The organism is Campylobacter sp. CFSAN093260 (assembly GCF_012890095.1).
In the GTDB taxonomy this organism is placed as follows: Bacteria; Campylobacterota; Campylobacteria; order Campylobacterales; family Campylobacteraceae; genus Campylobacter_D; species Campylobacter_D jejuni.
This window is the reverse complement of record NZ_CP040618.1, coordinates 345,617-367,758: the sequence shown is the minus strand read 5'-3', so window position 1 is coordinate 367,758 and position 22,142 is coordinate 345,617. Positions and strand designations below refer to the sequence as shown.

The following is a 22,142-nucleotide window of genomic DNA, read 5'->3' as shown; positions in this document are numbered from 1 at the left end:
ATCACTCCCCTTTTTGAGTATTGTTTAAATCACTTACAATATCTTGCAACTTTTCACTAGCATGATCTAGACTATTTTCTGTTAAAGGTTGATTCATAATAAAAGATCCCGTTTCTTTAAGTAAATTTAAAGTATAGCTATTTTTAGCAAAATTATCTAATTTATCATTTAAAAAATCAATTCTTGCCACACAAAAAACTAAAATTGCAAAAATTAAAAAGATTTTTGCTCCACCAAATATAAAGCCACCAATACGATCTAAAAAACCTAGGCCACTTAATTTAATCAACCTAGAAAGAAAATTACCCACCAATAAACAAACTATCCAAAAAATAATTAATATGGCTAAAAATCCAGCAAATCCAGCTAAGCTTTGATTTTCTATCTTATAAAAAGTACTTTGTATAAATTCAGCTGCTTGAGTTGCATATTTTGAAGCAATAAAAACACCACCAATAATACCCAAAAGTCCAAAAATTTCTTTTATCAAACCATTGATAATACCCTTAAGCCCTAAAAGCAAGGTAAATCCTAAAATAAAAGCATCAAACCAATAAAAATTCATTTCAATCACTCTCTGATTTTTTTGTTTTAAATTTATTCTACAAATAAGCACTAAATGCTAAGTTAATCATTCTATGATTTTAGGAACAACAAAAAAATGTTCTTGTTTTTTTGGAGCACAATCTAAAACCTCATCAATAACATTGCTATTTCTTATCTCATCAATCCTCAAAGGAGCTCCACCTTTTATAGTACTCACAGTAATCTCTTGGGAATCTAAATCAAGTTCGTTTAATTTTTCAACAAAATTCACAATTTCACTTAACTGTGCAATGGTTTCATTTCTGTTTTTTGTTATTTGTAAAGCACTTAATTTTTCAAGCTTGCTTAATAATTTCTCATCTATTTGCATTTCTTAAACCTTAATAAAAAAGTTAAAATTTTGAAAATTATATCATAAAAAGCTTTAAATTGTTTAGGATATTTTGCAATTTATATGATACAATATCATAATTTTTCTATACAAAAATAAAAATATTTTTTCAAGGATAAATTTTGGGACTAAAAGATAATTTAAAAGCTGTTAAAAATGAACTTAACACAGAAGAACAATTTATAGAAAATTTTATCAAAGGAGAGAGATTTATACGCAAGTATAAATTTTATATATCTGCTGTTGTGATAATTTTAGTTGCTTGGTTTGCTGGAAATTTTATAATCTCAAAAATAAACGATTATAAAACAAAAGAAGCAAATGAAATTTATGCCAATCTAATACAAGATCCTAGCAATAAAAATCTTTTAGAACAACTTAAAAATAAAAATACTAATCTTTACACTATCTTTTTACTAAAAGAAAATATTAATGATCTTAATAATACAGCCTTTCAAAATGAACTAAAACAAATTTATAATAATGCTCAAACAAACACTTTACTTAAAAATATTATTGCATTATCTTTAGGAGATAAATCAATATTTTTAAAAAATTATGATAAATTATTAGAAGCTTACAAACTTTTAGAGCAAAATAAAATCGAAGAAGCTAATGTTTTACTTTCTCAGATAAAAGAAAATTCAAGTTTAAATCAAATAGCTAAAAACCTCAAACATTATCAAGGCATTACACAATGAAAAAAATATTTTTAACACTATTTTGTTTAATATTTCTATGTGCTTGTGGCACCAAAAGACAATATTTTGAACCAAAACAAACCGATGGAGATTTAAGTCATAATAGCAATTTAAAAAGTAAAATCGTTGATTGGAATCTAGTTTCTGCAAAACTTAGCAATAATACAGCTATCTTAAAAAATAATATCTCCATAGACAAGTTTAAACTTCCTAAAAATTATATGCTTCTAGCTTATCAAGATGGGGAATATTTTACTGCAGATAATAATGGAAATTTAAAAATTTTTGACAATTCTTATAATGAAATTTATAATTTTCAATTTGACGCTAGTGTTGTAGGAGTAGCTTCTAATGGAGATGATTTAGCCCTTGTACTTGCAAACAATACTATAGTTCTTGCAAATCGTTCTTTGGGTATTAAATTTAGTCAAACCCTAACCTCAGCTCCAGCTCAAGACAGTCGTACCGCTAATCCTATATTTTTAGACAATATCATCGTATATCCAACGCTAGATGGCAAAATTTTAATTCTTTCAAGAAACAATCTTCAAGTCATTAAAGATGTGGTTATTTCAGCAGAAAATTTTTTCAACAATGTAATCCATCTAAGTGTAATCGGAGATAAACTTATAGCAGCAACAGCTAAAAAAATCATTGTTGTAAGCCCTGCTAGAACTCTTTATCTTGACGCTGACATAAAAGATGTTGCACTTAGTGATGATGGTATTTTTATACTAGAAAAAGATGGCACTATTATTAAAACTGATTATAACTTAAGAAAAATTGCAGAAAAAAAATTTGAATTTGCTATTTTTGTAAAAAGCAATATATACAATAATTATTTATATATTTTTGAAAAAACAGGCTATCTTATCAAAATGAATCTAAATTTAGATAATGCACAAATATTTAAACTTTCAGAAGCTATTGATAAAATTTCTTTCATGGGGAATGGTAAATTTTACTACGGAGATAAAATTTTAGATTTGTTATGATAAAAATTTTAGAACAAACAATAAAGTCTTTAAAATTAAATTTAAAGCCCTATGACTTAAGTATGTTGACTAGAAAAAAAAGTTATATTTGTGCTAAAGATCAAAATAACATTCTTTTTATGTATACAGGAAAAACAAAATTTTTAATGAAAGATGCCTTATTTTTAGAAAATCTAGCACAGCAAATTAACATAAATAACAAATATTTTTTTAGCATGGCTTCTCTTTGCTCTAAAGCAAAAAATCATCTAGAAATGAAAGGATTTAATATCTATGTTGCTCTGTGATATTGGGAATTCAAATGCTAATTTCCTAGATGATAACAAATATTTTACTCTTAGTATAGATCAGTTTTTAGAATTTAAAAATGAACAAAAAATTTTTTATATCAATGTCAATGAACATCTCAAAGAACATTTAAAAAATCAAAAAAATTTTATCAATCTTGAACCTTATTTTTTATTTGATACAATTTATCAAGGATTAGGAATCGATCGCATAGCAGCTTGTTATACTATTGAAGATGGGGTTGTTGTAGATGCAGGTAGTGCTATTACAATTGATATTATTTCTAATTCTATACATCTTGGTGGTTTTATCTTGCCAGGTATTGCAAATTATAAAAAAATTTATAGCCATATTTCACCGCGATTAAAAAGTGAATTTAATACTCAAGTTAGTCTTGATGCATTCCCGCAAAAAACCATGGATGCTTTAAGTTATGGTGTTTTTAAAGGAATTTACCTACTGATAAAAGATGCCGCTCAAAATAAAAAGCTTTATTTCACTGGTGGAGATGGGCAATTTTTAGCAAATTATTTCGATCACGCAATTTATGATAAACTTTTAATCTTTCGAGGAATGAAAAAGATTATAAAAGAAAATCCCAATTTACTTTATTAAAAATGTTACAAAAATTCTCATTGATATCAAACCTTAATGAAATTTAACTTTTTGTAAAACAAATTCAATTAAACTTCTATTTAGAAAAAAGTTTATTAAAATAAAAAAAAGGAAAAACAATGAGCCAACAAGAATTTGATGTGCTTGTCATCGGAGCTGGAATTTCAGGAGCAGCATTATTTTACGAGCTTGCAAGATATACAAATATTAAAAATATTGCTTTGATAGAAAAATATAATACAGCTGCAACATTAAATTCTAAGGGAACGAGTAATTCTCAAACCATTCATTGTGGAGATATTGAAACCAATTATACTTTAGAAAAAGCGCGAAAAGTAAAAAGAACAGCTGATATGATAGTTAAATATGGACTCATGCAAAATGCGCAAAATAATTTCATGTTTTCTCATCAAAAAATGGCTCTAGCTGTTGGAGATATAGAATGTGATTATATGAAAAAACGCTATGAAGAATTTAAAGAACTTTATCCTTATATAAAATTTTTCAATAAAACAAAAATCAAACAAATTGAACCCAAAGTTGTTTTAGGAGAAGATTGCAATCAAGATAGACCTGAAAATATCTGCGCCATGGGTGTTGAAAGTGGCGAGGTTTTTACAACTGTAGATTTTGGGAAAATGGGTATAAATCTAATAGAACAAGCGCAAAAACAAAATAAAAATACTTTCGTTGCCTTTAATCAAGAAATTATTCACATAGAAAAAAAAGATGATATTTTTATATTAAAAACCTCAAATCATCAAGAATACCATGCCAAAAGCGTAGTTGTCAATGCTGGGGCGCACTCTTTATATTTAGCACATAAAATGAACTTAGGTATGGATAAGTCTTGTTGGCCTGTTGCAGGAAGTTTTTATTTAACCAAACAAAAACTTTTAAATGGCAAAGTTTATATGGTGCAAAATCCTAAACTTCCATTTGCAGCCCTTCATGGAGATCCTGATTTGCTTGCTGATATGAACACTCGCTTTGGACCTACTGCACTTGTTATTCCAAAACTAGAACGTTATCATGGTCTAAAATCAGTTCCAGAATTTTTTGAAGCACTAAAACTTGATAAAACTGTTTTAAAAGTAACTTTTAATATGTTTAAAGATGCAACAATTAGAAATTACATCTTTTATAATTATCTTTTTGAACTACCTTTTATTGATAAAAGCTTATTTGTTAAAGATGCCAAAAAAATAGTCCCAAGTCTTAAAGCAAGCGATATTTATTATGCGAAAGGTTTTGGAGGCGTAAGACCACAAGTTATTGATAAAACTAAAGGAGAATTAATGCTAGGTGAAGCAAGCATCACAGAAACCCCTGGTATTATTTTCAATATGACTCCAAGTCCTGGGGCAACAAGTTGTTTAGGAAATGCTGAAAGAGATGCAAAGCTTATATGTAATTACCTAGGAATGGAATTTAACGAAGATAAATTTTCTTCAGAATTATTGTAATCATTTTGTTTCTATTTTTAGCTACAATAATTTCAAAAGGAGTTTACCATGCTTAAAAAAACAAAAATTGTAGCCACAGTAGGTCCAGCAAGTGAAAAGGAAGAAATTCTACGCCAAATGATTATCAATGGTGTAAATGTTTTCCGTTTAAACTTTTCTCATGGAACACATGAGTATCATAAAAAAAACTTAGATACCATAAGAAGAGTAGCTAAAGAATTGCATACTCGTATTGGAATTTTACAAGACATTAGTGGTCCTAAAATTCGTACAGGTGAACTTAAAGAACCATTTGAATTAAAAAAGGGTGATAGACTTGATTTTTATCGTGAAACAATTTTAGGGGAGAAGATTACTCAAAATCATTATAAAATCAGTATTAATCAAAAATCTATTTTAGATATGTTAAAAATTGATGAATATATTTATCTATATGATGGATCAATTCGTGCTAAAGTAGAAAACATAGATGATCAAAAAATTGAAACCATTATAGAAAATGATGGTTTTTTAAACTCAAATAAAGGTATTAATTTTCCGAATACTAAAATCAATATTGATGTTATTACACAAAAAGATAAAAATGATTTACTTTGGGGTATAAAAAATGAAGTAGATTTTTTAGCAATATCTTTCGTACAAAATGCGCACGATATTGATGAAGTTCGTGAAATTTTAGCACAAAATAACGCAAAAATATCTATTTTTGCAAAAATTGAAAAATTTGATGCAGTAGAAAATATTGATGAGATTATTAAATCTAGCGATGGTATAATGGTTGCAAGAGGAGACTTAGGTATTGAGGTACCTTATTATAAAGTTCCTAATATCCAAAAAGAAATTATACAAAAAGCAAACAATGCCTCTAAGCCTGTTATTACTGCGACTCAAATGCTTTTTTCATTAGCCAAAAGCAAAACCGCCACAAGAGCTGAAATTTCAGATGTTGCAAATGCTGTTCTAGATGGAACAGATGCAGTAATGCTAAGTGAAGAAAGTGCCGTTGGTACAGATCCTGCAAACGCTGTTGATATAATGTGTCAAACTATAATAGAAACAGAAAAACGCTATCCATATAACAAATTTAATGATTTTAATGATTTAGACAATACAGATAAAATCATGCGTTCTTCAGCTCATCTTGCAACAGATCTTAACGCTGATGCTATTTTTTCTTTAACAAGTAGCGGAAAATCTGCTATTAAGATTGCGAGATATCGTCCAAATATAGAAATCATAGCAGTAGGACATTCTGAAAAAACCTTAAACTCTTTAAGCATAGTTTGGGGAGTTAATCCTGCGATTTTAGTTAACAAAAGTAATGAACTTACAGAATTATTAAAAGACTCTGTAAGATCAAGTGTTGAAAAAGGTTTTATGGATGAAGATAAATGCTATCTTCTAACTGCAGGCTTTCCAACAGGGGTAGAAGGCACTAGCAATCTTATCCGCATTCTCAATAAAGAGCAAATTACTTATTATCTACAATAAAACATTAAATTCCTTTGAAAATAAGGAATTTAATGTCCTTATAAATTTTTTAAGTCAAAAGTCGATATAAATTAAAGCCTCACACAAAGGAGCAAATATGCAAGTGAATACTTTTTCAAATATCGCTAGCATGGCACAAACACAAGTTAGCAATAAGAAGGCAGATGATGCTAAGGAAAACACAAAAGACAAAAATGTTCAAAGTGCTAATTCTAGCAAGGATGTAGATAAAAATACCCTTGAAAAATTAAATGCACTTGGTGGAAAAGGCATTGCACAAATTTACCTAGTTCAGTTTCAACAGCAAACAATGAATGCTGTAATAGGTTCGAGCAATGCCCAAACTGGACTAGATAGTCTTTTAAATGGTGCCAATTTAGATACTGCGAAATCTATACTTACAAATATTGATTTTGCATCCTTAGGCTACAGTGGCAAAAATCCACTTGATATGAATACAGATGAACTTCAACAACTTGTAAGTGAAGATGGTTTTTTTGGAGTGGAAAATACAGCCAATCGCATCGCGGATTTTGTTATTAAAGGCGGTGGCGATGATGTTGAAAAATTAAAAAAAGGTCTTGAAGGTATGAAAAAAGGATTTGAGCAAGCAGAAAAAATGTGGGGTGGAGAACTTCCTCAAATCAGTCAAGATACAATAGATGCGGCACTTAAAAAAGTTAGCGATCGCATCGATGAACTAGGCGGAAAAACTCTAGATCTTCAAGCTTAACTAAAAATGCTTAGAAATTTCTAAGCATTTTTAGTTGTTATTAATATCAAAAGTAAAAAATTCACTCTTAAAATTATTAGGTAAAGTTTTATACTGAGATATCGCAGCTTCATAGTTCTTTACTTCTTGATACAACATACCAAGAGCTGCTTTACTCTCTTTGTTATTTTTATCTGTAAGTTTAGAAAGCTGCAAAAGCGCTATAGCTGAATTTGGATTATTTGCACCTACGGCTGCTACGGCTGCTAAAAATAAAGTTTTAGTATCTTTAGCTCCATAATCATCAATCAAAGAATTATAAAGCGCATAAGCCTCCTCGTATTGCTGTGCAAAAATATCCAAATAAGCTAAAGTTTGTAAAATACCCTCATCTTTTGCTCCTGAAACATTAATCAACTCTTTAAATTTCTGTCTTTCTAAATTTAAAAGCCCTGCAATATGCATTAAATTAACATAAAATTCCCTAGCTATATTTGGCCCACCAAAAACACTACGATAATCAAGTTTTAAATTTTTAAAATGAATTTGAGCATTTTGAGCATATTCTTTAATATTTAAATTTGAATTTAAAGAATTAAAATACAAAATATTTGCCAAAATATCTTCAGGCAACTCTGAACGCAATTTAGCAATTTTCACATCTACTTGATTATTAAGGTTATTATTTTTAGCAATAATAGCTTCAAAAATCAAACTCAAAGGCGTATCTTTTTTTATTTCATCTAAATAAGGAAGCATAGAAATATAATTATTATTAACTAAAAATAACATACTTTTTTGCATATTAGCTTTAAAATTAGAATCAGCAGCTATATTATCAAGAATTTCATTGTAAAGTTTAGTTGTATCAATATCAATTAATTTTGCACAAAACATAGCAAAAGCACCTGCTAAGTAATTTTTAGGATTAAGATGATATGAACTTGAAAAATGCTTATAAGCAAGTTCATAATTTTGCATTTGGGCATAAGTTAAAGCCAAATTATAATGTAAAATACTATGTTCTGGATAATCCTTGATAAGTTTTTGAAATTCTTGGTTAGCAAGGCGTAACTTCTGATTTAATGCATAGTTAATAATATTGGCAATTTTTACATTGGTAGATGAAAGAGCTTTGCTTATATTAAGATAAATTCCCGCATCAGTACTATCATCTACGAAATCTGTAACATTAGCTTTTTTAATATATAAAGCAGCCTGCTTACTATCAAACACTTGATAAGGTGCAAAATAAAAAAGCAAATCGAATTGATCTTTTTGTTTTTTTAACAAATCTTTTGAAAAAGAATTTTGAGCAACTGCTATATTAAAAAGATCCTTATTTAAACGAACTTGAATTTTATAAGTATCTAAAATCTTATATCTATCTTTATCGTTATCATAAGAATTTTGCAAGCGCGCTAACATATCTTGATAATTTCCTGTTTTAATATCAACCAATGTTAAAGCCGCTAAACTCTGATTAAAATCTCTTTCAATTTTCATCGCTGTGCTTAAAGCGACTTTAGCTTTAGCATATTCTCCTATTCTAGCGTATAAAAGACCTAAAGATAAACTGGATTCAAAATTGCCTTGAGAATTTAATTGCTGTATAGCCTTGGAATCAAAGTCCATTTTTGCATAAATTTTAGCAGACAAATACTTTGCAACATCAGAATACGGCTCCACATCTGTTCTTTGCAACATTTGTAAGGCCTCAGGGTAATATCCTTTGTAATAATTAATCAAGCTTAAATAATAATCATATAATTTTGATTTTCCTTCTTTTGGAAGATACACTTGAGCTAAATCAATATAATATCTAAATTTTTCCTTATCATTAAGCTTTAAAGCACAAACAGCAGCATTGATAGCAGCTACACTTTGATTTTCTCCATTGGCTATAGCTTTCTTGAAGCTTTCAAAAGCTTCTTGGAATTTATTCTCATTCATTTGAGAAACGCCTAAATTATAATTAGATAAAGATTCGTTATATACGGCAACTTGCTCATAAACTTTTAAAGCCTGTTCAACCTCACCCTTTAAATATAAAGCATTTGCTTTTTGGATCATACCATCAATTCTTTGCATATCATTGTATTTATATGATTCATCAGGCATAACAACAGGTTGTTCTAAAGGCTTAGAAGCTATAATATCTGGTTTAATTTTTCCTTCACTAAAAGTTAAATAAAAAAGTGTAAAAACTAAAATGCAAATAATCCCCAAAGATAAACCCACAAGAGACATAAACTTACGATCTTTATACCAAGGCGTAGGCTCTTGACTTTCAACTTCTTCAAAAGTTGATACATCTTCAGGCGCACTTTCTCTTGTAAATTTAAAACCACTATCACTATTTTCTTGAGGTAATTCTTCTGGCAATGATGCAAATTCTTCATCTTCTGGAGCTTGCCCCTCTTGCCCCTTAAATCCCTCTAAACTCTCATCAAGTCTTGGTTGATTTAAGCCATCTTCGGGTTTTTCTAGTATTATATCTTCTTGTTCAGCCATCTATACTCTTTAAAAATATTTTTTCAAAACATCAGGAATATGAATTTTTCCTTCTTTATCTTGATAATTTTCCATAATCGCTACCAAGGTTCTTCCTACTGCCAAAGATGAGCCATTAAGAGTGTGGACGAGTTCATTTTTTCCTTGTTCGTTTTTATAGCGAATTTTAGCGCGTCTTGCTTGAAAATCACGACAATTTGAAACCGAGCTGATCTCACGATATTTATTTTGTCCTGGAAGCCACACTTCAAGATCTACAGTTTTTGCTGCACTAAAACCCAAATCTCCAGTGCAAAGCATCAAATGTCTATGCGCTAAACCTAAAGAACTCAGCAAATCACTTGCACACTCAAGCATTTCATTAAACACACTATCACTTTGCTCAGGTTTAGTGATACTTACAAGCTCTACTTTTTCAAACTGGTGTTGTCTTATAATACCCCTTGTATCACGCCCTGCACTGCCTGCTTCTTTTCTAAAACAAGCGCTATAACAAGTCATTTTTATAGGTAAAGTTTCACTCGCTAAAATTTCTCCGCTGTAAAGATTGGTTACTGGAATTTCAGAAGTTGAGATCAAATACAAATCCTCATCATCTACCTTATACATATCTTCTTTAAATTTTGGCAACTGACCCGTCCCAAACATAGTAGCACCATTTACCAAAAAAGGTACATTAACAAATTCAAATCCACGACTTCTATTAAAATCTATCATATAATTTACCAAAGCACGGCTTAATAAAGCTCCTTCATTTTTAAGCACACAAAAACGACTTTGTGAAATTTTTACCCCACGCATAAAATCAAGCCAATTTAAACTCTCGCCTAATTCAAAATGTTCTTTTGGAGTAAAATCAAAGCTAGGTGGATTTAAAACTTTTTTAAGCTCCACATTTTCATTTTCATCTTCACCCACAGGCACACATTCATCAGGGATATTTGGGATGGCATGAGCGATTTCCTCAAGCTCATTTTCTAAAGCATTTACTTTAGCGCTTTGCTCATTAATTTTGCTTTTATTTTCGCTTAATTTTGCTTTTAAACTTTCTTTATCTTCGGCTGTAGCAAGCTCTTTACTGAATTTATTTTGAAAAGCTTGAAATTCTTCCAAGGCTATTTTTTCTTTTTTTAAACTTGCAAAAAGTTCAGCAAGTTTTTTTAAGATATTTTTATCAACTTTTTTATTTTTTAACTTTTTAGCCACTTCATCAAAATTATTTTGCAAATTTTTTAAATCTAGCATTTTCTACTCCTTAAAGTCCGATTTTTTCATAAATTTTTTGCATTTTTTCTTGGGCGATTTTTCTTGCTTTTGTCGCACCAAAATCCAAAATTTCTTTCAAATGCGAAGGCTTTTCTAAAAGCTCATTATATTTTTCTCTTGCTTCTTTAAAATAAGCATTTACAAGCTCGTTTAAATATATTTTAAAATGTCCATAACCCTCACCACCTTTTTCATAGCGTATTTGTAATTCTTTTTGCCCTGATTCATCTAAAAAAAGCTTTGCGATTTTAAAAATATTGCAGTTTTCATGATCTTTTGGATCTTCTAAAGCGGTACTATCTGTAACTATGGAAGAAATTTGTTTTTTTAAGGTTTTTTCACTGCTAAAAATATCTATAGTATTTTGATAAGATTTACTCATTTTTGCTCCATCAGTACCCACAACCACAGCTACTTCTTCATTAACTCTCGCTTCTGGAAGGGTAAAAATTTCACCCCATTCATTATTAACTTTTAAAGCAATATCGCGTGCGATTTCAACATGCTGGATTTGATCTTTTCCTACAGGGACAATTCGTGTATCAAAAAGTAAAATATCTGCCGCCATTAAAACAGGATAAGAAAAAAGCCCATGTGAAGCACTAAGTCCCTTAGCAACTTTATCCTTGTAACTATGTGCACGCTCTAATAAACCCATAGGAGTAAATTGCGATAAAATCCAATAAAGCTCCATAACTTCCTTAACATCACTTTGCAACCAAAAAACGCTTTTTTGAGGATCTATACCAAGGCTTAAAAAAGCTGCAGCAGCTTTTAAGGAATTTTGTTTAAGTTTTTCTCCATCTTGAGAAGAAGTCATGGCATGATAATTAGCAATAAACATAAACATTTGGCTTTTTTCTTGTGCATCTACCATTTGCTTAATCGCACCAAAATAATTACCTATATGCAAATCGCCACTTGGCTGAAGGCCTGTTAATACTCTCATTTTATCACCTTTTTAATCTCGCTTAAAAGCTCATCTATATTTTTATTTTCTATATTTAAAATAAAATTTGCCTTTTGTTCATACTTGCTTAAACGCTCATTATATAATTTTTTTGCTTTAATTTCATCATAAAATAAAGGTCTTTTAGAAATTTCATCTTTGTCTAAACGCTTTTTTAAATATTCAAAATCTACTTTTAAATAAATACAAAAACCTGCTTTTTCTAAATTTGAAACATTAACAAAACCCCCACCTGTAGCAATACAAGTTTTCTCACAAGAACTAAAAAAATCAGCCATTTTTTGCTCTTGTTCTCTAAAAAAATTTTCCCCTTTTTGTTCAAAAATTTCACTGACTTTTTGATTAAATTTTTGTTCTATTAAAAAATCACTATCTAAAAAAACAAGATCTAAATCCTTAGCTAAAGCTCTTGCTAAAGTGCTTTTTCCAGAACCCATAAATCCTATAAAAACGATATTTTTAGCTTTCATTATTTTCTTTACCGCCCTTTTTACGCGAAGCAATCACTAAAGGCACACCTTCAAAATTAAATTCTTTTCTGATTTGATTTTGTAAATAACGCTTATAGCTAAAATGCAAGGCCTTAGGACGATTCATAATAAGTGCAATTTTTGGCGGTGCTAAGTCATATTGTACTGCATAATAAATTTTAACCAATTTCCCATAATCATGCGGCAAAGGATGTGCTCTTGTGGCATTTTCTATCAAGGTATTAAGCTTAGAAGTTTGGATTTTTTGAGTGAAATTTTCAAAAATTTGCAAAATTTTATCGAGTAAAACATGCACCCTTTTTCCACTTAAAGCTGATACGCTAATCACGGGTGCGTAAGCTAGAAATTTAAAACGATCAAGACGCAATTCTTTTACAGTCTTATCAAAATCCATCTCACTTTTATCCCATTTATTTAAAACAATAATCACACCCAAATAATGCTTAGCCACAAGCCCAGCAATGCGTTCATCAAGCTCGTTAAAGCCCTCATGCGCATCTAAAACCAAAAGTGCTATTTGAGAATGAGATAAAATTTTTTCCGTGCGATTTAGAGCAAAGCGTTCGAGTCCTTGAATTTTACCCCTTTTTCTAATACCTGCAGTATCAACAAATTCTATCACTTTATCTTTATGAACTACACTTTCATTAACAGGATCTATAGTAGTTCCTGCAATAGAACTTACAACACTGCGTTCTTGTTTAACCAAAGCATTTAAAAGACTTGATTTTCCAACATTTACACGCCCTACAATACCCACTCTGATATGATTTTGATCGACTTCTTTAAATTGAAATTCTTTTCCTTCTTCATAATACTCTAAAAAATCTTCTAAATTTTCTTCTTCATCGGGGATTAAAAACTCTTCATGTAAAAATTTTTCAAGCCATTCATAAAGTTCATCTAAGCCTACATTATGGGTTACTGAAAGATTAAAGATTTCCTTTACGCCAAAATTTGCAAACTCCCAAGCCCTTTCTTCATCTTTTTTATTATCTACTTTATTAATCACTAAGGCTATAGGTTTTCCAAGTTTTTTTAAAGAATAAAAAAACTGTCTATCCTCATCATCAGGCGCTAATTTCCCATCAACTAGATAAAGTATGATATCGCTTTCTTTAGCTACTTTTAAAGTGTTTTTTTTCACATTTTTAAAAAGTTCATCACTTTCATCAAGCCCCCCACTATCAATAAGCATGGCTTTTTTTGAATGAATATGAATTTGCGTTTTATTTGTATCTCTAGTTGTGCCTGAAATATCACTTGTAATAGCTATTCTTTGTCTTGCCATTCTATTAAAAAGGCTTGATTTTCCCACATTTGGCTTACCTATAAGTATAATGCTTTGCATTTTTTTCCTAGAAAATTATATTTTTAAAATTATATAAAATTTGGCTTAATATTAAGCAAAAAAAGACTAGAATTAACCCAGATTTTAGTCAAGGAAAAAAATGCTAAAAGTAATCAAGCATAATTTAGGAATTTATTTCATGATTTTAGCATGTTTGGATTTTGCACTTATGGGAGCTTGTGCAAAAATTCTTAGCAAGGAAATGAGTTCTATAGAAATTATGTTTTTTAGAAATATCATAGGAATTTTTTTCATAGTCTATCTTTTAAAACGATCTAAGGCGCATAAAGAAGGGGGACATTTTTGGCTCTTGGTATTTCGTGGAGTAGTAGGCACGCTTTCACTATATATGTTTTTCTATAATGTTTCAAATATTACACTAGGTGGAGCTTTTGCTTTTCAAAAAACTGCTCCTATTTTTATTACTTTAATAGCTTTTGTTGTTTTTAAAGAAAATATTGGTATCAAAGGCTGGATAGGAATTTTAATAGCATTTGGTGGAGTACTTTTAATCGCTCAGCCTTGGGCTCATAATTTAAATCATTCAGGCTTTGATTTAAAAAATTCAGTTATAGGTATCACGAGTGGATTTTTAGCCGCTTTAGCTCTTACAAGTGTAAGAGAACTTAGAAAATCTTACACTACAGAACAAATTGCCTTTTCTTTTATCCTTTTAGGAACCTTAATGCCTTTAATTTCTATGATCAGTGCTGAATTTTTTGAACCACAGCATCTTGATTCTTTACATTTAGATTTCATTCTAGCGCCTTTTGTGATGCCAAGTCTTGCAGCTTGGCTTATCATTGCCATTATGGGAACTTTAGGCACCATTTATCAAATTCATGTCACTAAAGCTTATGGTATCGCTAAACAAGCAGGAGTGGTTGCCGGAGTTAGTTATCTTGATGTAGTATTTAGTATGATAGTTGGGATAATTTTGGGAGATAATTTACCAAGTACTATGGTTTTTTTAGGTATAATAGGCATTATTTTTGGTGGATTAATTTTAGTTAAGAACAAAGGAAAAAAATGAAAAAAATGATACTCATTGCTGGTCCTTGCGTGATAGAAAGCAAAGATTTGATTTTTAAAGTTGCTGAACAGTTAAAAAATTTTAATGAAAATCCAAATATAGAATTTTATTTCAAATCAAGTTTTGATAAGGCCAATCGCACAAGTATTAATTCTTTTCGAGGTCCTGGTCTTGAAGAAGGATTAAAAATTTTACAAAGCGTAAAAGATGAATTTGGTATGAAAATCTTAACCGATATACACGAAAGCAATCAAGCAAACCCTGTAAGTGAAGTAGCTGATGTCTTGCAAATTCCTGCTTTTTTATGTCGTCAAACCGATTTACTTGTAGCTGCAGCAAAAACTAAGGCAAAAGTTAATATCAAAAAAGGACAATTTTTAAACCCAAGCGATATCAAATACAGCGTTAAAAAAGTTCTACAAACCCGTGGTATAGAAGATGAAGGCTATGAAGCTGCTCAAAAAAATGGTGTTTTTGTAGCTGAAAGAGGAGCTAGCTTTGGCTACGGAAATTTAGTAGTAGATATGCGTTCTTTAGTTATCATGCGTGAATTTGCTCCAGTTATTTTTGATGCTACCCATAGCGTACAAATGCCAGGGGCTGCAGGTGGAAGTAGCGGAGGGAAAAGCGAATTTGTAGAACCTTTAGCAAGAGCGGCAGCAGCCGTAGGCATAGATGGCTTTTTCTTTGAAACACATATTAATCCTTGCGAGGCTTTATGCGATGGACCCAATATGCTTAATCTTACACGCCTTAAAAATTGCGTTAATACATTACTAGAAATACAAAATATCATAAAGGAAAACAAATGAATATTATTGAAGGAAAATTAAATTTAGACTCAAATACAAAAATTGCTATCATTAATGCAAGATTTAATCATATCATCACAGATCGCCTTGTAGAAGGAGCAAAAGATGCTTTTTTAAGACACGGAGGCAAAGAGGAAAATCTAAGCCTTATACTTGTTCCTGGTGCTTTTGAACTTCCGTATGCGTTAAAAAAAGCTATAGAAAGCAAAAAATTTGATGCAATTTGTTGCGTAGGTGCAGTAATTCGTGGCTCAACTCCGCATTTTGACTATGTTTCAGCAGAAACCACCAAAGGCATAGCCAATGTGAGTTTAAATCATAATATCCCTGTAAGCTTTGGTGTTTTAACTACAGATACAATAGAACAAGCCATAGAAAGAGCTGGAAGCAAAGCAGGCAATAAAGGCTTTGAAGCTATGACAACTGTAATCGAGATGTTAAATTTAAGCAAGGAGCTTTAATGGCAACGCGTCATCAAGTTCGCCAAAGCGTCATCTCCTTGCTTTATGCTTTTGAGTTAAATTCTCAAAACAACGTTTTTGTAGATGAAATTTTAGATGAAAAAAAAATACGCAATGAACAAAAAAATTTTACTTTAAATTTATATAATGGAATTTTAGATAATTTAAACAATATTGATGAAACCTTAAATTCATTTCTAAATGATAATCAAATTACAGCTTTAGGACATGTAGAAAGAGCTATACTAAGACTTGGAGCTTATGAGTTACTTTTTACCGATACTCCTAGCGCCATTGTCATCAATGAGGCTATAGAACTTGCTAAAGAACTTGCTAATGACAATTCTCCAAAATTTATAAATGGAGTTTTAGATGCCTTAATAAAGGCTAAAAAATGAAGCTTTGTGTCGCACTTGATCTTTCTACAAAAGAAGAATGCTTACAACTTGCCAAAGAATTAAAAAATTTAGACATATGGTTAAAAGTAGGTTTAAGAGCATATTTAAGAGATGGTTTTAAATTCATAGAAGAACTTAAAAAAGTTGATGATTTTAAAATATTTCTTGATCTTAAAATTCATGATATTCCCAACACTATGGCAGATGCTTGCGAAGAAGTATCAAAACTTGGTGTTGATATGATCAATATCCACGCAAGTGCTGGAAAAATAGCCATACAAGAAGTTATGACACGGCTTAGCAAATTTTCAAAAAGACCTTTAGTTTTAGCAGTTTCTGCTCTTACGAGTTTTGATGAAGAAAATTTCTTTAGTATTTATAGACAAAAAATTGAAGAAGCTGTAATTAATTTTTCAAAAATATCCTATGAAAATGGACTTGATGGTATGGTATGCTCTGTTTTTGAAAGCAAAAAAATTAAAGAGCACACAAGTTCAAATTTCTTAACCCTTACTCCTGGAATTCGTCCTTTTGGAGAAACAAGTGATGATCAAAAACGTGTTGCTAATCTTGCAATGGCTAGAGAAAATTTGAGTGATTATATCGTTGTGGGAAGGCCTATATATAAAAATGAAAATCCTAGGGCTGTATGTGAAAAAATTTTAAACAAAATACACAGAAAAAATATAAGCGAAAACGATATAGAGCAAAATTATGAAGTAATTCAGCAAAAAGAATGGGATATGTGTAATCACTTTGAAGAATGGATTAAAACTCAGCCTGATAAAGAACATGCTTTAAAAGAATTTTATGCTAAGTGTGGGATAAAATATTGAATTATCAACAATTAGAATGCGATTACTTTAATCTTTACAATCAGTTTCTTAGCGTGGATTTTCAAATTTCATTATTTGAAAAAGATCATAAAGGTTTAATTAAAGATTTTATATTTTTTTATTATCAAATTTTAAAACAAAAAGACTTGAGCTACTTGCTTGAGGTAAGAAATAAAATTTCCCTGAAAGTTTATAATTATATGCAAGAGCACTCCACTTCTCCAAAAGATTTAAGTCTTATTTGTCTAAGAGAAAATAAACATATTAAATTTTTTCAAATATTTTACAAGGCTCTCGCTTATTTTGTAGCCTTTAGAAAAAAACTTGATGGAGAACAAAAAATTAAAAATTTGATTTCAAATATCAATGACTGTTTTGGCTATCATTTCTTGAATTCTGACTTTAACAATCTTCAAAATTTTCAAAAAAGCGATTTGTTCACCTTACCTGAAAAACATCTTAAATATTTTCACTTCGCCATGATTCATCTTTGTTTCATGGTTTTAAATCCTTTAAATTTTAAAGACTCTAATCGGCATCTTGATAAAGCGATTAATTATCTTGTCGATGGAACTTTTGAAATTTATGAGCTCATCTTTAAAGAATATTTTTTATTGTTTTCAAAAGATAAAGAGCTCAAGGATGAACTTAGAAAATTAAAAAAATTAGAATTTAAAATTCTAATGCAAGAAACTTCAAAAATTAAACTACTTAATCACTATAAAGAATTTTGCGAAGAAATATTCTACAATATAGAACTTGAAAAAATCACACAAAATTAATCCTGTATTAACATTGTTATAGTTTAATAATAAAAATTTTTAATAAGGAAAAATTATGCTTATAACACCTGAAAAACTTTATAAACAAAGGAGAAATTTTTTAAAACTTGGAGCGGGTGCTTTAATAAGTTCAAGCGTGCTTGCTTCTAAACTATCTGCTTTAAATTTCACAAGCGATACTAATCCAAACAAACTTGAAATCAGCGATGAAGAACTGGCTACAAATTATGTCAATTTTTATGAATTTTCAACAGATAAAAGAAAGGCTGTATCATTGGCACAAAATTTCAATACTCAAAATTGGAAAATCGATATCAGTGGAGAAATAGAAAAACCTTTAACTTTAAGCATGGAAGATATTTTAAAATTTCCACTAGAAGAAAGAATTTATCGTTTTCGCTGTGTTGAAACTTGGTCTATGGTGGTACCTTGGGTAGGCTTTGAATTGCGTCGTTTGATTGAAATGGCAAAACCTACAAGCGAGGCAAAATTTGTTAAATTTACCACTCTTTTAGATAAGAGCCAATTTCCCGATCAAGACGCTTTATTTCCAACTATAGACTATCCTTATGTAGAAGGACTTCGCATGGATGAAGCTATGCATCCTCTTACCTTGCTTGCAGTAGGAATGTATAAAAAAGCCTTAAAGCCTCAAAATGGCGCTCCAATACGCCTTGTTGTTCCTTGGAAATATGGCTTTAAAAGTATTAAATCCATAGTTAAAATAGAATTTACCAAAGAACAGCCTAAATCCACTTGGGAAAGTTACGCTCCAAGTGAATATGGTTTTTATGCTAATGTCAATCCTAATGTTTCTCATCCTAGATGGTCTCAAGCTAACGAGAGGGCTTTAGGAGACTTCTTTACCAAACCTACTTTAATGTTTAATGGATATGAAAAAGAAGTGGCAAGTTTATATAAAAACATGGACTTGAAAGTGAATTTTTAATGCAGACAAAATACTTTAAATTTCTTGCTTATTTTAGCTTTATCATAAGTTTAATCTATGGCTTTTATCATATCATAAAAGCCTTTGATTTTGTAAAAGAAGCCTATATTTACACTGGAATATTTGCTTTAATCTTTTTAAATTTAAGTCTTTTATTTTCTTTACTTAAATTTAAAAAAACAAAAAATTATCCTAAAATTTTAGGTATTTTTGCAGCTTTTTGGGCGATTTTGCACTTTTTAAATTATTTTATTTTTGATAGAAATGCTCAAATTTTAAGGCTTTTCGATGATATTTCACATCGTTTATTAGAAGCAAGTGGATTTATCGCATTTTTAATCATATTTTTAATGCTTTTAAGTTCTTTTAAAATCTTTAAAAAACTTAGTAAAATCAGAAAACTAGGATATTTATGCTTAGTTTTGGCAAGTTATCATTATTTTTTAACCCCAAAAATTCCTATGTTTTGGGAATGGAGTGCTTTAATTATAGCTTTGTTTTATTTTATAGTTCGCTATACAAAAACATTAAAAAAGTTAAAATCCAACAATCTTACTTTTATCAAAACTTGAATTTAATTCTTTTTGTATGCTTTCTATAAAATCTTGCATTTTAAAAACCCCATCTTTTGATACAGCTACTTTCAAAGCTGTATTCTTCACCACCATTAAAATTTGTGCTCCACTTAATTCATAATTTGATAAAATATTTATATCAAAATCTTTTTCAAATAATGCTTTTTTAGGTAGAAATTTTTCCCAAATTTTAAGCCTATCTTTAAAATCAGGTTTTTTAAATTCTATCTTATAATCAAATCTTCTTGAAAATGCACTATCTAAGCTTTCTAAAAAATTTGTCGTAGCGATAATCACACCACTAAAACGCTCAATTTGCTCTAAGAATATATTTTGCATTTGATTATGCATTTTATCGCTACCACTACTTCCATCTACACGCGTACTTAAAAACTGATCAGCTTCATTGAGAAGTAAAATAGGACTTTGTTTACAAGTTTGCACGATATTTTTATAAGTATCAAAAATTTTTCTTACATTTTGCTCACTCTCTCCAACCCATTTGCTCAAAATTTTAGAACAGTCAAAACTAAGGACAGATTTTTTCATTGATTTAGCCATAGCTAAAGCTGACATAGTTTTTCCAGTACCAGCAGGACCATAAAAAATAATTTTAGCTTCTATATTTTTATTACTCTTTATACCCCAAGAATGAAGTCTTTCTAGGACTTTTTTATCTTGTTGTTTTAAAATATTTTCTAAAAGCTCTTTTGTATTTTCAGGCATAATAATATCATTGATGTCAGTGCTTGGTTCTATAAGCTCGAAAATATCTTGATCTTTTAAAACACTTTCAATTTTGATTTTTTTACTTTGTTTTGGTTCAAAATTTATAATTCTTTGTAAAATTTCATCGATAATAAAAAAACTTTTAGAAATATCTCCAAAAGCATTTAAATATTCATCATACTCGATTAAGTTTAAAAGAGGAGCATTTTCTTGTAATAGTTTTTTATTTTTATGCCTTTCTAAATCATTTTCACTGATTAAAGAAAGTAAAGAATTCATTTCTCTAGAAATCGAACTTTCATTACTTAAGGCGTATTCTTCTTTTAAAAGTGCTAGAAAAATAATTTGTTCTTTATGTTCAAGATTGTATTCTTTAAAAATATCAGCCAATACATTATAAAATTTACTTTTTTTTAGTCTTTCTTTGATATGTTTTTCATAAAGTTTAATTTGATTTTTTATTTCACTATTATAAGCACTTTTTTGTATAAAACTTAATCTTTCGTATAATTGAATACGCGCAAATTCATCTTTTAAATATTCTAAATAATCTGCATAAGCCTCTTGTTTCTCAAAATTTAAACGAGGTTTTGCTTCTAAAAATTCTAAAAAATATTCACTTAGACTAAGCTCACTTTGCAATAAGGCAAGAGTTAATGTTTGAGTTTTATTATTTTCTAAACTTTTAAAAAAACTCGAATTTTGATTTACAAAACCTCTTTCGATAAGTTTTTTTAAATCCTCCAAAGCATCAAGATAAAGATACTTATCATTTCCAAAAATTGTCGATAATAAAGTAAAGGCATTGATAGAAGAAATAGAAACGACATAATTTCTACAAAGTTCTCTAAGAATCAAAGCCTCATTTTTAGCACACTTAAGCTCTTTATAAATTTGAGTATCTTCTATATTTTTCAAACTTAAAAAATTTTTTAATTTTTCCATTATTTTTTAAATTCCTTAAGCTCATCTTCGTTAAATTCTACGCAAATATTTTCATCTAAAAAATGACCTTCAAAAGGTAGATAACAAATTTTTAGTTTTCCATTATTAAGCAAAAAATTATTATTAAATTGTAAATTTTGCAGATCTTCAAAACACTCATCACATGTATTTTTAAGCTTCTCATGTAAAAGATTTTGAAATTTTTGATTTTCAGTATTATACAAATCATTTAGTTTTACAAATGCGTGAGCATTAATATCATAAACAAAATTATTTAACTCTAAAATAGCACGGCTCATACCATCTTCATAAAAATAATACCATTCTTCAAAACTAATTTTTCCATCTTGTAAAAAAATAGGCTTTTGGCGAATTTGTTCAAAACTAAATACACTCTTATGAACAGGATGAAATTCTTTAAAATCATCATTAAAACCTATAAAATCAAGACTACGCTTTATACGAATGCCATCTTGCGTTTCGACAAGTTCTAAAGTAGTTGTTCCTAAATTTTCTCCTTGAAAATTTTTATTATCATATGTAAGCATTTTAGAAGAATTGATTTTATATTTTTTACGCTCATCCTGCCAAAAATCATTTGTCTTAACGAGCGGAATCTCTAAATTTCCATTTATATCATCAATAATTAAAAAACTAGAACTTGTTTGATTTTTATCCCTGTCAAAAAGTGGAGTCATAGGCGCATTATCATAAACTATGGCAAAAATTTCTTTATCCTGCAAATGATAAAAATACAATTCACCTTTATAAACTTGCGCTAAAGCTAGATTTACAAAGCAAAATACCAGTAAAAAAAATTTCAAA

The 22,142-nt window shown here is 29.5% G+C and carries 24 protein-coding genes; 15 read left to right on the top strand and 9 right to left on the bottom strand.

All coding sequences use genetic code 11. The annotated features are described in order from the left end of the window. Position 1: 1 nt before the first annotated feature. Together FBF22_RS01910 and gatC are read right to left on the bottom strand one after the other, a co-directional pair. Entirely contained in the window at positions 2 to 565 is a 564-nt protein-coding gene (locus tag FBF22_RS01910; protein WP_002869932.1) for a CvpA family protein, read from the bottom strand. Positions 566 to 631: 66 nt separating this feature from the next. Then, positions 632 to 916 carry an Asp-tRNA(Asn)/Glu-tRNA(Gln) amidotransferase subunit GatC gene (gene gatC, locus FBF22_RS01905; RefSeq protein ID WP_002858734.1) on the bottom strand — a complete coding sequence of 95 codons (285 nt, stop codon included), beginning with the start codon at positions 914 to 916 and terminating at the stop codon, positions 632 to 634. Positions 917 to 1,059: 143 nt separating this feature from the next. Between gatC and FBF22_RS01900 the strand changes: the two genes are divergently transcribed. From FBF22_RS01900 to FBF22_RS01870, 7 genes are all read left to right on the top strand, one after another. Continuing rightward, complete coding sequence (locus FBF22_RS01900; RefSeq protein WP_002859477.1) at positions 1,060 to 1,638, top strand: hypothetical protein; 579 nt, start codon at positions 1,060 to 1,062, stop codon at positions 1,636 to 1,638. Further along, positions 1,635 to 2,633: a hypothetical protein gene (locus FBF22_RS01895; protein WP_002885532.1), complete on the top strand. Its 999-nt coding sequence runs from the start codon at positions 1,635 to 1,637 to the stop codon at positions 2,631 to 2,633. Before FBF22_RS01900 ends, FBF22_RS01895 begins: the two co-directional genes overlap by 4 nt. Next, the gene (locus FBF22_RS01890) at positions 2,630 to 2,920 is read left to right on the top strand and encodes a hypothetical protein (RefSeq protein WP_002859475.1); all 291 of its coding nucleotides are present in this window, start codon (positions 2,630 to 2,632) and stop codon (positions 2,918 to 2,920) included. Before FBF22_RS01895 ends, FBF22_RS01890 begins: the two co-directional genes overlap by 4 nt. Continuing rightward, the gene (locus tag FBF22_RS01885; protein ID WP_002854234.1) at positions 2,907 to 3,536 is read left to right on the top strand and encodes a type III pantothenate kinase; all 630 of its coding nucleotides are present in this window, start codon (positions 2,907 to 2,909) and stop codon (positions 3,534 to 3,536) included. The genes FBF22_RS01890 and FBF22_RS01885 overlap by 14 nt, the downstream gene beginning before the upstream one ends. A 119-nt stretch (positions 3,537 to 3,655) precedes the next feature. Next, the gene (locus FBF22_RS01880; protein ID WP_002885534.1) at positions 3,656 to 5,002 is read left to right on the top strand and encodes an FAD-dependent oxidoreductase; all 1,347 of its coding nucleotides are present in this window, start codon (positions 3,656 to 3,658) and stop codon (positions 5,000 to 5,002) included. Between the two features lie 48 nt (positions 5,003 to 5,050). Next, complete coding sequence (gene pyk / locus FBF22_RS01875) at positions 5,051 to 6,493, top strand: pyruvate kinase (RefSeq protein WP_165433283.1); 1,443 nt, start codon at positions 5,051 to 5,053, stop codon at positions 6,491 to 6,493. A gap of 97 nt (positions 6,494 to 6,590) precedes the next feature. Further along, positions 6,591 to 7,226: a hypothetical protein gene (locus FBF22_RS01870; RefSeq protein WP_002885535.1), complete on the top strand. Its 636-nt coding sequence runs from the start codon at positions 6,591 to 6,593 to the stop codon at positions 7,224 to 7,226. Positions 7,227 to 7,256: 30 nt separating this feature from the next. On the opposite strand, the gene pflB is transcribed toward FBF22_RS01870, so the two are convergent. The 5 genes from pflB to der are packed head-to-tail and all read right to left on the bottom strand — an operon-like array spanning position 7,257 to position 13,797. Further along, complete coding sequence (gene pflB, locus FBF22_RS01865) at positions 7,257 to 9,719, bottom strand: motility protein PflB (RefSeq protein WP_002874461.1); 2,463 nt, start codon at positions 9,717 to 9,719, stop codon at positions 7,257 to 7,259. A 9-nt stretch (positions 9,720 to 9,728) separates the two neighbouring features. Further along, positions 9,729 to 10,964: a serine--tRNA ligase gene (gene serS, locus FBF22_RS01860; protein ID WP_052777729.1), complete on the bottom strand. Its 1,236-nt coding sequence runs from the start codon at positions 10,962 to 10,964 to the stop codon at positions 9,729 to 9,731. A 10-nt stretch (positions 10,965 to 10,974) separates the two neighbouring features. Continuing rightward, positions 10,975 to 11,934, bottom strand: coding sequence for a tryptophan--tRNA ligase (gene trpS, locus FBF22_RS01855; protein WP_002858719.1), 960 nt, complete (start codon positions 11,932 to 11,934; stop codon positions 10,975 to 10,977). After that, positions 11,931 to 12,428 (bottom strand): shikimate kinase, encoded by a 498-nt coding sequence (locus FBF22_RS01850; protein WP_079264886.1) that lies wholly within the window; start codon positions 12,426 to 12,428, stop codon positions 11,931 to 11,933. The genes trpS and FBF22_RS01850 overlap by 4 nt, the downstream gene beginning before the upstream one ends. Then, positions 12,415 to 13,797, bottom strand: a complete 1,383-nt coding sequence (der, locus tag FBF22_RS01845; protein WP_002884766.1) for a ribosome biogenesis GTPase Der — start codon at positions 13,795 to 13,797, stop codon at positions 12,415 to 12,417. The genes FBF22_RS01850 and der overlap by 14 nt, the downstream gene beginning before the upstream one ends. Positions 13,798 to 13,897: 100 nt before the next feature. Here der and FBF22_RS01840 point away from each other — a divergent pair, with 100 nt between their 5' ends. The 8 genes from FBF22_RS01840 to FBF22_RS01805 are packed head-to-tail and all read left to right on the top strand — an operon-like array spanning position 13,898 to position 19,640. Next, on the top strand, positions 13,898 to 14,830 hold the full coding sequence (locus tag FBF22_RS01840) for a DMT family transporter (protein ID WP_002860282.1): 933 nt from the start codon (positions 13,898 to 13,900) through the stop codon (positions 14,828 to 14,830). Then, positions 14,827 to 15,642 carry a 3-deoxy-8-phosphooctulonate synthase gene (gene kdsA, locus FBF22_RS01835; protein ID WP_002854449.1) on the top strand — a complete coding sequence of 272 codons (816 nt, stop codon included), beginning with the start codon at positions 14,827 to 14,829 and terminating at the stop codon, positions 15,640 to 15,642. Before FBF22_RS01840 ends, kdsA begins: the two co-directional genes overlap by 4 nt. Next, positions 15,639 to 16,103, top strand: a complete 465-nt coding sequence (ribE, locus tag FBF22_RS01830) for a 6,7-dimethyl-8-ribityllumazine synthase (RefSeq protein ID WP_002854278.1) — start codon at positions 15,639 to 15,641, stop codon at positions 16,101 to 16,103. The genes kdsA and ribE overlap by 4 nt, the downstream gene beginning before the upstream one ends. Further along, the gene (gene nusB, locus FBF22_RS01825; RefSeq protein ID WP_002824771.1) at positions 16,103 to 16,501 is read left to right on the top strand and encodes a transcription antitermination factor NusB; all 399 of its coding nucleotides are present in this window, start codon (positions 16,103 to 16,105) and stop codon (positions 16,499 to 16,501) included. Before ribE ends, nusB begins: the two co-directional genes overlap by 1 nt. Next, positions 16,498 to 17,337, top strand: a complete 840-nt coding sequence (gene pyrF, locus FBF22_RS01820) for an orotidine-5'-phosphate decarboxylase (protein WP_002860283.1) — start codon at positions 16,498 to 16,500, stop codon at positions 17,335 to 17,337. The genes nusB and pyrF overlap by 4 nt, the downstream gene beginning before the upstream one ends. Further along, positions 17,334 to 18,119: a hypothetical protein gene (locus FBF22_RS01815; protein WP_002884765.1), complete on the top strand. Its 786-nt coding sequence runs from the start codon at positions 17,334 to 17,336 to the stop codon at positions 18,117 to 18,119. The genes pyrF and FBF22_RS01815 overlap by 4 nt, the downstream gene beginning before the upstream one ends. 55 nt (positions 18,120 to 18,174) lie before the next feature. Beyond that, on the top strand, positions 18,175 to 19,068 hold the full coding sequence (msrP, locus tag FBF22_RS01810) for a protein-methionine-sulfoxide reductase catalytic subunit MsrP (protein WP_002858649.1): 894 nt from the start codon (positions 18,175 to 18,177) through the stop codon (positions 19,066 to 19,068). Beyond that, entirely contained in the window at positions 19,068 to 19,640 is a 573-nt protein-coding gene (locus FBF22_RS01805) for a sulfite oxidase heme-binding subunit YedZ (protein WP_002857273.1), read from the top strand. The genes msrP and FBF22_RS01805 overlap by 1 nt, the downstream gene beginning before the upstream one ends. On the opposite strand, the gene FBF22_RS01800 is transcribed toward FBF22_RS01805, so the two are convergent. Further along, positions 19,605 to 21,317, bottom strand: coding sequence for an ATP-binding protein (locus FBF22_RS01800; protein ID WP_002854291.1), 1,713 nt, complete (start codon positions 21,315 to 21,317; stop codon positions 19,605 to 19,607). The genes FBF22_RS01805 and FBF22_RS01800 overlap by 36 nt on opposite strands. Further along, the gene (locus tag FBF22_RS01795; protein ID WP_002869746.1) at positions 21,317 to 22,141 is read right to left on the bottom strand and encodes a hypothetical protein; all 825 of its coding nucleotides are present in this window, start codon (positions 22,139 to 22,141) and stop codon (positions 21,317 to 21,319) included. Before FBF22_RS01795 ends, FBF22_RS01800 begins: the two co-directional genes overlap by 1 nt. Position 22,142 lies beyond the last annotated feature (1 nt).